At 37.4% G+C, this 13,448-nt stretch carries 12 protein-coding genes; 5 read left to right on the top strand and 7 right to left on the bottom strand.

Features of this window, described 5'->3' with window-relative positions:
• Positions 1 to 63 precede the first annotated feature (63 nt).
• From rpmI to thrS, 4 genes are all read right to left on the bottom strand, one after another.
• Positions 64 to 261, bottom strand: a complete 198-nt coding sequence (gene rpmI, locus ACYT6F_RS14600) for a 50S ribosomal protein L35 (protein ID WP_002979658.1) — start codon at positions 259 to 261, stop codon at positions 64 to 66.
• A gap of 89 nt (positions 262 to 350) precedes the next feature.
• The gene (locus tag ACYT6F_RS14595; RefSeq protein ID WP_472598369.1) at positions 351 to 2,120 is read right to left on the bottom strand and encodes an ArnT family glycosyltransferase; all 1,770 of its coding nucleotides are present in this window, start codon (positions 2,118 to 2,120) and stop codon (positions 351 to 353) included.
• A 169-nt stretch (positions 2,121 to 2,289) separates the two neighbouring features.
• Positions 2,290 to 2,790 (bottom strand): translation initiation factor IF-3, encoded by a 501-nt coding sequence (gene infC / locus ACYT6F_RS14590; RefSeq protein ID WP_185194799.1) that lies wholly within the window; start codon positions 2,788 to 2,790, stop codon positions 2,290 to 2,292.
• A 149-nt stretch (positions 2,791 to 2,939) separates the two neighbouring features.
• Positions 2,940 to 4,859 (bottom strand): threonine--tRNA ligase, encoded by a 1,920-nt coding sequence (gene thrS / locus ACYT6F_RS14585; protein WP_169230572.1) that lies wholly within the window; start codon positions 4,857 to 4,859, stop codon positions 2,940 to 2,942.
• Between the two features lie 156 nt (positions 4,860 to 5,015).
• Here thrS and ACYT6F_RS14580 point away from each other — a divergent pair, with 156 nt between their 5' ends.
• Positions 5,016 to 6,134, top strand: coding sequence for a DUF4932 domain-containing protein (locus ACYT6F_RS14580; RefSeq protein ID WP_472598368.1), 1,119 nt, complete (start codon positions 5,016 to 5,018; stop codon positions 6,132 to 6,134).
• Between the two features lie 53 nt (positions 6,135 to 6,187).
• Here ACYT6F_RS14580 and ACYT6F_RS14575 read toward each other — a convergent pair whose 3' ends face one another.
• The gene (locus tag ACYT6F_RS14575) at positions 6,188 to 7,732 is read right to left on the bottom strand and encodes a hypothetical protein (protein ID WP_472598367.1); all 1,545 of its coding nucleotides are present in this window, start codon (positions 7,730 to 7,732) and stop codon (positions 6,188 to 6,190) included.
• 148 nt (positions 7,733 to 7,880) lie between these two features.
• Here ACYT6F_RS14575 and ACYT6F_RS14570 point away from each other — a divergent pair, with 148 nt between their 5' ends.
• The 4 genes from ACYT6F_RS14570 to leuB all read left to right on the top strand — a co-directional run bounded on the left by ACYT6F_RS14570 (position 7,881) and on the right by leuB (position 12,492).
• Complete coding sequence (locus ACYT6F_RS14570; protein ID WP_472598366.1) at positions 7,881 to 9,044, top strand: 2-isopropylmalate synthase; 1,164 nt, start codon at positions 7,881 to 7,883, stop codon at positions 9,042 to 9,044.
• A 25-nt stretch (positions 9,045 to 9,069) separates the two neighbouring features.
• Complete coding sequence (leuC, locus tag ACYT6F_RS14565; RefSeq protein WP_472598365.1) at positions 9,070 to 10,452, top strand: 3-isopropylmalate dehydratase large subunit; 1,383 nt, start codon at positions 9,070 to 9,072, stop codon at positions 10,450 to 10,452.
• A 329-nt stretch (positions 10,453 to 10,781) separates the two neighbouring features.
• Complete coding sequence (gene leuD, locus ACYT6F_RS14560) at positions 10,782 to 11,387, top strand: 3-isopropylmalate dehydratase small subunit (protein ID WP_472598364.1); 606 nt, start codon at positions 10,782 to 10,784, stop codon at positions 11,385 to 11,387.
• Positions 11,371 to 12,492: a 3-isopropylmalate dehydrogenase gene (leuB, locus tag ACYT6F_RS14555; RefSeq protein ID WP_472598363.1), complete on the top strand. Its 1,122-nt coding sequence runs from the start codon at positions 11,371 to 11,373 to the stop codon at positions 12,490 to 12,492. The genes leuD and leuB overlap by 17 nt, the downstream gene beginning before the upstream one ends.
• A gap of 153 nt (positions 12,493 to 12,645) precedes the next feature.
• Here the strand turns inward: leuB and ACYT6F_RS14550 are convergent, their stop codons facing one another.
• Positions 12,646 to 12,831, bottom strand: a complete 186-nt coding sequence (locus tag ACYT6F_RS14550; protein ID WP_472598362.1) for a hypothetical protein — start codon at positions 12,829 to 12,831, stop codon at positions 12,646 to 12,648.
• Between the two features lie 11 nt (positions 12,832 to 12,842).
• Positions 12,843 to 13,448 carry a DUF4230 domain-containing protein gene (locus tag ACYT6F_RS14545; protein WP_472598361.1) on the bottom strand — a complete coding sequence of 202 codons (606 nt, stop codon included), beginning with the start codon at positions 13,446 to 13,448 and terminating at the stop codon, positions 12,843 to 12,845.

Here is a 13,448-nt window from a genome sequence, read left to right as displayed (position 1 = left end):
TTTCAGGGTTAAAATGTTGAATTTGTTTTGAATTCTTATAAACCGGATATAGATTTATAAAAACTACTTAATTGCTAATTGACGTTGAACGCTTTTCTCGTCCACTTTAGCTACGTAAGAAGTAGTAGTAAGATTTCTCTTCTGCTTTGTTTCTTTCTTAGTTAAGATGTGGCTTTTGTAAGCGTTTTTTCTTTTGATCTTACCGGATCCGGTAAGAGCAAAACGTTTCTTAGCACCTGATTTCGTTTTTAATTTTGGCATTGTTCTGCTTTTTATTGTTTTGTTATCAATATCTGTTTTTGGTTTCCGGCGATTCCGGAAATAATAGGGTGCAAAATTACAAAAAAATATTAATATTTCCTTTGTAATTCCAGACTTTCTAAAAATATTTCCTGTTCAGGGACAACAAGAAGAGTCATCGTGTTTTTTCCGTAACTGATGGCAGATTCCCGGGAAAACAATCTGGATGAAGATTTGCTCAATGTCCACTTTTCAGCATTTGAATTTCTTAGGGAAAGCGTATATTTTTTTCCTTTATGAAAATGTTTCAGAAGCTTTTTGTTTTTAAAAACACTTTCATCACCCGAAGCAGTATTCATAAGGTATGCAGGGATCACCATCGTAGTTCCTTTTTTTATAATACCGGTACTTTTTCCGTATTTATTAAAATACAAAATATGCTCGTCATTACTTTGTCTGGTAAGGACTTCCACATAATGATTATTAAAAGCCGGAATGATCTTCATTTGATCACCGACATTAAACCGGGGAACGGCACCGATGTGATAAATAATAATGTCGGGATTTCTTCCTAAAACATAATTTGCATCACCTAATTCATGAGCCAGCATACCGGTTCCGAAATTTTTAGGAGGATGGCGCGGCGTGTAGTAATCATTTAATCCAAGCATATCAATGGTAGGAAGTTCAGACGAATAGGGAATACATCCGGCAGCGGTAACGGCAATTAAAGTATTTTCAGGGAAAGTATTTTTCAATGTTTTCCCAAGTTTCATTCCACGGAATTCCCAGCGCTCTTCAATGGCATAATGATTATCCGGAACCAACAGCTGAGGAAATGGGGTAATCAACACTATAACAATAAATCCTAATTCAATACTTTTCTGTTTAAGGCTGAACTGCATTTCATTCAATCCTAAAATAATGGCAAAAACCAATAAAATCAACACTACATAATAATGACGGAAGGCCGGGAAAATATCACCGCCAACCAGAACGACATACGCCGTCCAGGCTACCATATTCAATAATAAATAAAACCCGAAAAGATTTCTCTTTTTATATACGAGATAAAACAGAAAGTACAGTCCAAGAGAAGACAACAATAAAGTTCCGAAGAAAGCTTTAAAAATGTAAAATCCACCCCGTAATACATGATGTAAGGTGACTTTTACCTTAACCAAGGCGGTATTGGGAACCAATTCGCCATAAAAATTATATCTGAAAAGAAGCTGCCCTAATAGAAATAAAGCAGGAATAAGACCTACAACAAAAACAACTTTGATAAAATGCTTTCTGTTTTTTCTGAAAAAAGCTCCTAAAAATACTGTTGTTAAAATCGTGAACAGAAAACCGTCGGGTCTTGTAATTGCCAAAAGTCCAAGCCATAACGATAGGTAATAGATGCGCTCTTTATTTTTATTGTTAATAATTTTCGAAACTTCAGTTAACGTGAGTGTGAGCAGAAAAATGTATAAAGGCTGTTCCAGTCCGCCAATGGCCCATACTGTAAAGCATGGGGTTGTAGCCAGTAGAAATACGGCCAGAAAAACATATTCTTTTTTAATATTTTCTTTCTTAAAATAAGAACATATTACAGCAAGTGTACCCACGGAACATACGATTCCAAGTATCCTGGCAGCCAGAATAAGATTCATTCCCAATTTTCCCAGCAAAGAAATCATCAGAATCCATAACAGATTGGAATATCCTTCTACAGGATGTCCGTCATTCCAGGTAAGTCCTTTGCCCTCAAGAAATCGCTGTGCATACCGAAGAGATATTAAACTGTCATCAGAGAGAAAAGGGTAGTAGTAATAACAGCCCAGCGCAAAAACAATCAGGATGAATAAAAAAAAGGAGTAATATCCGGTTTTCATGGAATAGAATTAAATAAATTTTTAATCTCTTTAAGAATAAATGCAAAATAACGAAAAATAAGAAAAAGAATAAGAGGAAAGCGTTTAAAACTCAACAACAAAACCGCTCCATAAATGAAGCGGTTTTATAGTTGATATGTTTTGCGGATCAGGTGATCCCTGCTATCGATTATTTAGCCGGTTTTTTAGGACTCATCATCATAATCATTCTTTTTCCTTCGAGTTTAGGCAGCTGATCTACTTTTCCAACGTGCTCCAGTTCCTGGGCAAGTTTTAAAAGCAGGATTTCTCCCTGGTCCTTAAAGATAATGGAACGTCCTTTAAAAAATACGTAGGTTTTTAACTTTGAACCTTCTTCAAGGAATTTCTCAGCATGCTTCTTCTTAAACTCGTAGTCGTGTTCGTCGGTCTGAGGTCCGAAACGAATTTCTTTCACTACCACTTTCACCTGCTTGGCTTTAAGTTCCTTCTGTTTTTTCTTTTGCTCGTATAAGAACTTTTTATAGTCCAAAACTCTAGCAATAAACGGTTCAGCCTTATCAGAAATTACGACAAGATCAAGATCCTGCTCTTGAGCAATCTGTCTTGCTTTTTCTGTAGGATATACTCCCGGCTCTACGTTATCGCCCACTAAACGAAGCTCTCTCACACGAATTTTATCGTTGATCAAGTGAGCGTCCTCCTGTACCGGACGTCTCTGTGGGCCCCTGTTGTTAAATCTTTGTGCTATTGTATTATAATTTTATTGGTTAATTCTATTTATTTATATTAAAGAATTTAAATTAAACAGTATTTAATTCTCATCTTTAACAGATCGGTCTATATTGCAGATTCTTTCTTAAAGTAAGAAACGAAGTCTTCCATGTTCATTACTCCCAGATCACCTTCACCACGTCTTCTTACAGAAATTGTGCCATCCTTCTCTTCATTTTCCCCTACTACAAGCATGAATGGGATTTTATTTAATTCCGCATCACGGATCTTTTTCCCTGTTTTTTCGTTTCTGTTGTCAATCTGACCGCTAATATCGTGATTTTCTAAAAATTCTGAAACTTTTTTAGCATAATCTGCATATTTTTCACTGATCGGAAGGATAATAAACTGATCCGGGCTCAGCCAAAGCGGGAAATCTCCTGCAGTATTCTCAAGCAAAATGGCTATAAAACGTTCCATAGAACCAAAAGGCGCTCTGTGGATCATTACTGGTCTGTGCTTCTCGTTATCATTTCCGATGTAATGAAGATCAAATCGTTCCGGTAAGTTGTAATCAACCTGAATCGTTCCAAGCTGCCACTTTCTGCCTAAAGCATCCTTAACCATGAAATCCAGTTTCGGGCCGTAGAAAGCTGCTTCACCGTATTCAACAACAGTTTTCAGACCTTTGTTTTTTGCTGCGGTGATGATAGCGTTTTCTGCTTTTTCCCAGTTCTCATCAGAACCGATATATTTTTCTCTGTTATCAGGATCTCTCAATGAAACCTGAGTCACAAAATCTTCAAAACCTAATGATCTGAAAACGTATAATACCAGATCAATAACTTTCTCAAATTCTCCCAACAACTGATCCGGAGTACAGAAAAGGTGAGCGTCATCCTGAGTAAATCCGCGAACCCTTGTCAGGCCATGAAGCTCTCCTGATTGCTCGTATCGGTAAACCGTACCGAATTCTGCATATCTTTTCGGCAAATCTCTGTAGCTCCATTGTGAAGTTTTGTAAATTTCACAGTGATGTGGACAGTTCATTGGCTTTAGCATGAATTCTTCACCTTCATTTGGAGTTTTAATCGGCTGGAAGCTATCGGCTCCATATTTATCCCAGTGTCCGGAAGTCACATACAATTCTTTGGCACCAATATGCGGTGACATTACGAATTCGTATCCTCCTTTTTTCTGCGCTGCAGAAAGGAAGTTTTCCAGTTTTCTTCTCAAAGCAGTACCTTTTGGCAGCCAAAGCGGCAACCCTGCACCTACTTTTTCAGAGAAAGCAAAAATCCCCAGTTCTTTACCTAATTTTCTGTGATCTCTTCTTTTGGCTTCTTCTAATCTTTCAAGATATTCTGTCAATTCTTTCTGTTTAGGGAAAGAAATACCGTACACTCTTGTCAACTGAGGATTTTTCTCATTTCCTCTCCAGTATGCGCCGGCAGCATTTAAAATCTTTACCGCTTTTACAATACTTGTATTGGGAATATGTCCTCCACGGCATAAATCTGTGAAATCATCGTGGGTTACGAAAGTAATTTCACCATCGTTAAGATTAGAAATCAGTTCTACCTTATAAGGATTATCTGCATATACTTTTAATGCTTCTTCTTTGGAAACAGGGTATAAAGAAAACGTTGAGCCTTTTTTAGCATTTTCCAATACTTTTTTCTCAATTTTCTCGAAGTCTTTTTCAGATAAGCTTTCGTCCCCGAAGTCTACATCATAGTAGAATCCGCTTTCGATGGCAGGACCGATGGTTAACTTAGCATTGGGATAAAACTCAAGGATCGCCTGCGCCAGAAGGTGGGCAGAAGAATGCCAGAACGCTTTCTTTCCAAGATCATCATTCCAGGTAAGCAGCTGTATCGTAGAATCCGTGGTTATAGGCGTGGTCGTCTCTACTTGTTTATCATTAACAATTGCGGAAATGGTATTTCTAGCCAATCCCTCGCTTATAGATTTTGCCACATCTAGCGGAGTAACTCCCGCCTCGAATTCTTTGACACTACTGTCTGGAAGTGTAATTTTTATCATTGTTTACTAAGAAATTTTAAGATGCAAAAATACGGAATTTTTAGTTAATATGCTATATTCGCAGATATTTAGACCAATAATTAATACTAAACCATGAAAAAAATATTTCAGGCTTTTGCATTTATATTTTTTATACAAGCATTTTCTCAAAAAAACATGAGCAAATTTTCAGTAGACTATAACAGAAATATAGAGACTTATTTTCTTGCGGAAATCCTTTCTGCTGAACACCGAAGGAACAATAAGGACTTTGAGCTCTATAAAATTAAAGAATGTTCAGTATATCAGCCTATTGTTAAGAAATCAATAGAGAAATTCGTTCATCTGAAAGACTCAAAAATAGCATTTGCAACAGCAGAACTCAACGATGTACTTTTAGAAAAATACGGCCTGGGAAATGACGCTCTGATGAAATCCTTACTGTATCATGAAGAGTTCCCGTCAAACGGCTGGGTCAATGAATATAAGTTTGAATTTTCCCGTTTGACGCGTGAACAAAATAATGAAGTAACAATTTTAATTAAAAATTATCTTTCTGAACTTTCAAAATTTTATGCTCAGGAAAAAATCGGCCTTTTTTTTAATGAAAATAAAAGTTTCTACCAGTCTGCTGCGAAAGAATATATGAAGCAAATTCCTTCAGGTTTTACTGATGCTATGGAACAGTTTTACGGCGAAAAATTTAATTCTTACACGATCCTTATTTCACCAATAATGATGTGGCCGATTTCTGATAATGAAGGAAGAGGAATAGGAGCTGATGTCACTTTGAAATCAGGTTTAAAAAATATTTACGAAATTGCGAGTCCGTTTGTGAAAGTTGAAAGAGCAGGCCAATTTGGCTATGATAACCAGTTCCAGGCAAGGTTTTTAAGCATTCATGAATTCGGGCATTCTTTTGTGAATAAGGAAGTTTACAAACATCCTGAAAAACTTCAGAAATTTAAAGATCTATTTGAAAAATCCGAACTAAAACAGGCTATGATTAAAACAGGCGGCTATGGAGATTATCAAACCTGTGTGGCGGAGCATCTTGTAAGGCTTGGCGAAATTGAGACCGCAAAAATTCAGAAAGATTTTGAAAGAGCAAAAAAGCTTGAAGATTATCATCTGAAAAATAATTTTATATTCTTACCTCAATTGCAGGATAAAATAAAAGATTATCACTCAAACAGAAACAAATATAAAACTTTTGGAGACTTTGTTCCTGAACTTCTGAATGTTTTTGAAGACAGCAGTGTTGAATTTATTAATTCGAAATTGAAGAATCAATAAGTCATTTATTTTAGGTTCATATTTATTTCAGGGAATATAGTGAGGATATAAAATTATTGTCTTTTTTTGTACCTCACTTTTTCTTTAATTATTTCAATAACATCCACATTTCTCACTTTAGACTGTACCCATCCGTGAATATCAATGTATAGCAGTGATCTTCTGTAGTATTCGTTTTGCGAAAAAAGTTCCAGCTTTTTATCAAATTTCTTAAATGATTCACTCTGCTGATCGGGTGTTTCGTTATTGAGATGTTTGAAAAATCTGATGCTTTCAAAATGGAATTCATCCGGTTTTTTCATTTTTCTGGTAAACTTTACAGTCGCTTTTATAAATTCATCATAATCTTCATCGTTTCCTGACTCATATTTTGCCATTAAAATAAGAATTCTTGTATGAAACAGCAGGTCTTCCTGTACATTCCCTTTGGATTCAATTACTTTTAACGCATACTTTATCGACTCTTTAAATTTTTTACTTCCAAAAAACATTGCTGCCATTTTAAGATACAGAATCATGAAATGATGCTCATCAATTTTATCACGAAGCTTTTCCATTTTCAGTTCGATTTCAGGAACTGTTTTGGTTCCGGAAAAGAATTCCCCTTTTACAAAGTGGATGTTCATTAAAGTATTGTAATGCGTCAGAAAAATAAGTGATTGCAGGTTTTCATTTTGAGAAAAACTTGAAGAATATACAACTTCATTAAATTGCTTAAAACGATCTTCGAGAATATCAATATTCCCGTACAGAAAAAGAATTTTCAGGAGATACGTATTCCCTTTGATGTACCAGACAGGATGGCTCATAATCATCTCCGGATTGTTGTGGAAAAGATCTACCCACAGAAAGGCATATTTCAACGTGTATTTATATTCCTGAAGCAGCTGGTTTTTCCAGACGTGAGCCTTAAAATACCACAGCTTTTCGGTAAAATTTAATTTTTCAAATGCTATTTTCTGAATCTGTGCATTAAATATTTTCATAATTTCAGCACGCTCTTCATCCGTTTTCACATAGCCGTGTGTCAGCATTTCACTGTACAGTTTCAGCGAAAGATTGGATAATTCTGTGGCATAATGATTCTGTTTGCTGATTTCCGTAGATTGTCTGATCAGCTCTTCAGCACGGCCTTCAATACTTCTTGTAATAAACTGTGATTCAATTACTTTTTCAAGATCAATAATTTCGGAAGCAATGGTTTTTTCGTCAAGCTCCAAAGCGGTCTGTTTTGTTTTATCTAAAATTTTCAAAGCCTGCTTGTAAAGGCCTTTCTGATACAGAATATTGGCAAAGTCCAACTGTTCACGCAGCTGAATCCTGTAATTCTGATGACTCGGATTCATTCGTAAACTTACCAGAATTTGTTTGTAAAGATGCGCTTTCAGATTGGACAACTGCTGTTTTGTTGAAATTTTCTTTTGAATGATAATACTTTCATCATATTCTTTCATTTTATCCAATTCAGAAAAGAGAAGCAGAAATTTTGCATCCACATTGATCCCGAGACGGTTTACATACAGCCTGAATTGCCGTTTTTCCGAAGTCGTAAGCGACTTAATGAGGATAAATAAAAAATCTTTATGTAATTCTGCCATTGTAAATTTTTAATTTTTAAAACATTGATAAACAGGAACTTAAATTCAATTTTTAATATTTTGAATATTGTAATTTTTATAAAAACCGAAAATGAATAAACGTTTCATCTTTTTAGTTTTGAATCAAAATTAAGTAAAATACTTCATTATGAATTCCGAAAAAGTTGAAATTTTTGATACCACGCTGCGCGACGGCGAGCAGGTTCCGGGCTGTAAACTGAATACGGAACAGAAACTGGCTATTGCGGAAAAGCTGGATGAACTTGGAGTTGATATTATTGAAGCAGGATTTCCCATTTCCAGTCCGGGAGATTTTCATTCGGTTTCTGAAATTTCAAAGCTGATAAAAAATGCAAAAGTATGCGGATTGACAAGAGCCAATCAAAAAGATATTGAGGTTGCGGCGGAAGCACTGAAGTTTGCGAAGAGGCCAAGAATTCATACAGGAATAGGAACTTCAGATTCGCATATTAAATATAAATTTAATTCCAACAGGGAAGATATTATTGAGAGAGCAGTACAGGCCGTAAAATATGCGAAAACGTTTGTTGAAGATGTAGAATTTTATGCCGAAGATGCAGGAAGAACCGATAACGATTACCTGGCAAAAGTGTGCGAAGCAGCCATTAAGGCAGGTGCAACAGTCCTCAATATTCCCGATACAACAGGATATTGCCTTCCTGAAGAATATGGAGAAAAGATAAAATACCTGAAAGAAAATGTAAACGGTATTGAAAAAGCAGTGCTGTCATGCCACTGCCACAATGACCTTGGACTGGCCACAGCCAACTCCATTTCCGGGGTTATCAATGGAGCGAGACAGATCGAATGTACGATCAATGGACTCGGCGAAAGAGCGGGCAATACAGCTTTGGAAGAAGTAGTTATGATTTTGAAACAACATAAAAATTTAAAATTATACACAGAGGTCAACTCCAAAATGCTCAATTACATGAGTGTTTTGGTGTCTGATCTTATGGGAATGCCTGTGCAGCCTAACAAAGCCATTGTGGGAGCCAATGCCTTTGCACACAGTTCCGGAATTCATCAGGATGGCGTGATCAAAAACAGGGAGACCTACGAAATTATTGATCCTGCGGAAGTAGGGGTCAACACATCAACTATTGTACTTACTGCCAGAAGCGGGCGTTCGGCGTTGGCGTACCGTTTCAAAAACATCGGCTTCGATGTCACAAAAAATGAGCTTGATTTTTTATATCAGGAATTCCTCAAAGTGGCTGATCGTAAAAAGGAAGTTAATAATGATGACTTAAGCGCTATCATTGAGAGGGTAACAAGAAAAATAGGATAGGGAACTGGTTTCAATTACAACTATAATGAACAACAATAAAAAAACTCTTTTTGACAAAGTCTGGGATGCCCATGTGGTGGAAACCATTCCCGACGGACCTCAGATCATATATATCGATAAACATTTGATCCATGAAGTGACAAGCCCGCAGGCTTTTGCAGAACTGGAATCCAGGAACCTTGAAGTTTTCAGGCCGAAACAGATTGTAGCGACTGCTGATCACAATGTTCCGACTTGGGATCAGGATAAGCCGATACGCGATGAGTCTTCCAGAAATCAGGTTCAGCAACTAACGGAAAACTGCAGAAAAAACCATATCGAATTATACGGTTTGGGACATCCTTACCAGGGAATTGTTCACATCATTGCTCCTGAGCTGGGGATTACCCAACCGGGAATGAGCATCGTATGTGGCGACAGCCATACTTCTACGCACGGCGCTTTTGGGTCGATCGCTTTTGGGATCGGGACCAGCCAGGTGGCTCAGGTTTTTGCAAGCCAGTGTTTATTACTGAATAAACCAAAATCCATGAGGATTACCGTAAACGGTAAATTAAATAAAAACGTCCAGCCGAAAGATGTGATTTTGTACATCATTTCAAAAGTAGGAACCGATGGCGGAACGGGATATTTCTGTGAATATGCCGGAAATGTCTTTGAAGAAATGTCGATGGAAGGCAGAATGACCGTCTGCAACATGAGCATCGAAATGGGTGCCCGCGGAGGAATGATCGCTCCGGACGAAACCACTTTCAACTATGTAAAAGGACGAAAATTTGCTCCGGAGGGCGAAGAATGGGAAGAGAAAATAGAATACTGGAAGACCCTTAAGTCTGATGAAGGAGCTGTTTTTGATGCGGAATTTGCCTTTCATGCTTCCGACATTTATCCGATGGTAACGTACGGTACAAATCCAGGAATGGGAATTTCCATCAGCCAGAATATTCCGGACCCGCAAAATGATTCTGAAGAAAAGGCTTTAAAATATATGGGATTACAAGCCGGGCAGGCGCTTTCTGACATTAAAGTGAACTATGTCTTCATCGGAAGCTGCACCAATGCAAGGATTGAAGATTTCCGCTCTGCGGCGAACTATATTAAAGGAAAAAGAAAATCCAAACACGTTCATGCTTTAATTGTTCCGGGTTCTCAGCAGGTAGCCAAACAAATATATGAAGAAGGCCTCGACCAAATTTTTGCGGAAGCAGGCTTCCAGATCAGGCAGCCGGGATGTTCGGCTTGTCTGGCTATGAATGACGACAAAATTCCGGAAGGTGAATATTGTGTTTCGACTTCCAACAGGAATTTTGAGGGAAGACAGGGACAGGGTGCGAGAACGATTCTGGCGAGTCCGTTAACCGCTGCTAAGGTTGCTGTGGAAGGGAAAATTTCGGCTTTTGAAAACTGATGGAGATGAATTTTACTTCGTAAGTGAATGGTGAATTTAAAGCAAAATTGTAATTCGTTAAAATTATTTTAAAGCCGACTTGTCATCCCGTAGGGATCTAAACATAGTATTAGAATTCCAATAAAAAGATTAAGGTCTGGATCCTTACAGGATGACAAACTTTGCGTCATTACAAAATATTATAAGAAAACCGAATTCCTAGCCCCGATAGCAACGGTTACCCCGGAGCAAACAAAGGCAAAGCAATGGAGCGAGGAGTATGAGTGGATAGCGGGAAAAAGCTCCTGAAAAAAATAATCAACAATTAAAACTATTTTGATTCAGAAAAAATGCAAAAATTAGTCATGATAAAATCCCGGGCAATCCCTTTGCCGGCAGAAAATATAGATACCGACCAGATCATTCCGGCGCGGTTTTTAAAAAGCATTGATAAAAAAGGGTTCGGTGAAAATCTTTTCCGGGACTGGAGGTATAATGTTCATACAAATAAACCGAATCCCGATTTTGTATTAAATAATTCAAAATACTCTGGTGAAATTCTGGTGGCGGGAAATAATTTCGGTTGTGGGAGCAGTCGGGAGCACGCTGCGTGGGCGTTGACGGATTACGGTTTTAAAGTAGTTGTTTCCAGCTTTTTTGCAGATATTTTTAAGGGAAATGCTTTAAATAACGGTCTGCTTCCGGTAAAAGTTTCTGAAAATTTTTTAAAGGAAATTTTAAACAGCATTACTGAAAATCCTGAAAAAGAGATCAAGGTTGACGTGGAAAGCCAGACCATTAGCTTCGAAGGCAATTCCGAATATTTTGAAATTGATTCTTACAAAAAAATCTGCCTGATGAACGGGTATGATGATATCGACTTCCTGATCAGCAGGAAACAGGCTATTGAAGAGTTTGAATTAAAAGCGCAAAGAATCTATGAAAACAAGTTTTAACATTGCCGTTTTACCCGGAGACGGAATCGGTCCGGAAGTAGTAAAAGAAAGCACTAAAATTCTGAATGCAATTGGTGAAGTCTTTAATTATACCTTTGAATTTACCTACGGATTGATGGGCGCAGAAGCGATTTTCAAGACAGGAAATCCTCTGCCGGATGAAACGCTGCAGATTTGTAAAGAATCTGACGCAGTGCTTTTCGGAGCGATCGGAGATCCTTCTTTTGATCATAATCCGGATGCAAAAGTTCGCCCGGAACAAGGTTTACTTAAACTGCGAAAGGAGCTCGGACTTTTTGCCAACATCCGTCCTTTAAAAACATATTCTTCACTGATTGACAAAAGCCCTCTGAAAAAAGAAATTATTGAAGGTGCCGATATCCAGATTTTCCGGGAGCTGGTGAGCGGAATATATTTTGGTGAAAAATTTACGGATGATGAAGCTGGTTACGCTTATGATGTTTGCAAATACAACCGTGATGAAATTGCACCGATCGTCCATATGGCTTTTCAGGAAGCACAGAAAAGAAGAAAGAAATTAACTTTAATTGACAAAGCTAACGTTTTAGATACCTCCAGATTATGGAGAAAAGTCTGTAAAGAGATTGCACAGGAATATCAGGATGTGGAACTCGATTTTATGTTTGTGGATAATGCAGCAATGCAATTGATTTTAAACCCGAAACAGTTTGATGTAATTGTAACCGAAAATATGTTTGGGGATATTATTTCTGATGAAGCGAGCGTGATCGGAGGTTCTATCGGTCTTCTTCCGTCGGCTTCCATCGGAAATGAAAATGCTTTGTTTGAGCCGATCCACGGGTCCTATCCTCAGGCAAAAGGAAAAGGAATTGCCAATCCTGTGGCGTCTGTTTTAAGTACAGCGATGATGCTGGATTATCTCGGATTGGCCCAGGCGGCGGAAAAATTAAGACAGTCTGTAGAATATGCCATTGAAAATAAGTATGTAACGGTAGATCTGAATGCCGAACAGCATTATTCCACAAGTGAAGTGGGAAGCTTTATTGCCGATTACATTAAATATTCCGAAAAGTCTTATTATAATTTTGAGAATGTAAAAATCGGAAAATCTACGATTGTCTGATAAAAAAATAATTTCGCTTCGCTGAAAATTAGATAAAATAGTTAACAGTCCATAAATTCAAAAGGCGGAGCGAATTTTTATACGGTTTGATTTTTATTTGTATATTTTTTTTCTAAAAAAGGTTCTGCTTGTGAGAAGCAGAACCTTTTTATTTTATCCTCTGATATTATCCGTTTTTCCGGATTTGTTGTTTTTTGACGATTTCTGAACGTCTTCCTTATCTACATCAGAAGGGTTGGTTTTCTTTGATGCGGCAGGGATATTCTGGAAATCCTCGTTTTGCTTTTTTGTTTCTGCGGTGTTTGCAGATTCCTTTTTTTTGTTTTCTTCTGAGTTCATTGCTTTAAATTTTACAGTTTTAGAATACCCAGCTTTCCTGTCTGGTCTTCTATTGTATAATTCAAAGCCTTTGCCAAAACGAAAATCGTATTGAGATTTTCCATGAGCTGCTGTTTGCCTTCACCTTTCAGCTTATTCTGATCAATAGAATTTATAGCTGTGGTTTTAGCCTTCTGCGTAACATTTTTAATGTCTTTTTCAGAAATTCTGTTGAAGAAAGAATCGTCCAGCGACTGGATTTCCACACTTGGGGTAATTCTTATTTCGGGTTCGGGCAATGCTGTGATGATCAGTTTTTTATTAATGGAATCTACTTCCATTTTCATTTTATTAAGATCATACGAAACCTGTGCATTGGTTTTGGTATAGGTAATAATACTGTTGCTGGATACTTCTTTTCCGAAGAATTCGTAACCCATTTTGGTTTTCTGCATAGAGGAAGTATTCTGTTCCAGAACCACCATTTTATTCATCTTTGAGATCTGATTGGTCAGAATATAATAGTCTGACTTTTCAGTTTTCTCAGCGGGATTTAAACAGGATCTGAAGCTGAAAAACAGGATCATCATTACAATGGCTCCTGCCAGAAACGGTAATATTGTTTTTAGGTTTCTCAA

It is taken from the genome of Chryseobacterium sp. NG-CE01 (assembly GCF_055695505.1).
Note: the sequence above shows the minus strand (reverse complement) of the source record. Positions and strands in the feature narration are given on the sequence as shown.

Coding starts and splice junctions, on each gene's coding strand:
- rpmI (WP_002979658.1), bottom strand. CDS start 261: ATGCCAAAATTAAAAACGAAATCAGGTGCTAAGAAACGTTTTGCTCTT.
- ACYT6F_RS14595 (WP_472598369.1), bottom strand. CDS start 2,120: ATGAAAACCGGATATTACTCCTTTTTTTTATTCATCCTGATTGTTTTT.
- thrS (WP_169230572.1), bottom strand. CDS start 4,859: ATGATAAAAATTACACTTCCAGACAGTAGTGTCAAAGAATTCGAGGCG.
- ACYT6F_RS14580 (WP_472598368.1), top strand. CDS start 5,016: ATGAGCAAATTTTCAGTAGACTATAACAGAAATATAGAGACTTATTTT.
- ACYT6F_RS14575 (WP_472598367.1), bottom strand. CDS start 7,732: ATGGCAGAATTACATAAAGATTTTTTATTTATCCTCATTAAGTCGCTT.
- ACYT6F_RS14570 (WP_472598366.1), top strand. CDS start 7,881: ATGAATTCCGAAAAAGTTGAAATTTTTGATACCACGCTGCGCGACGGC.
- leuC (WP_472598365.1), top strand. CDS start 9,070: ATGAACAACAATAAAAAAACTCTTTTTGACAAAGTCTGGGATGCCCAT.
- leuD (WP_472598364.1), top strand. CDS start 10,782: ATGCAAAAATTAGTCATGATAAAATCCCGGGCAATCCCTTTGCCGGCA.
- leuB (WP_472598363.1), top strand. CDS start 11,371: ATGAAAACAAGTTTTAACATTGCCGTTTTACCCGGAGACGGAATCGGT.
- ACYT6F_RS14550 (WP_472598362.1), bottom strand. CDS start 12,831: ATGAACTCAGAAGAAAACAAAAAAAAGGAATCTGCAAACACCGCAGAA.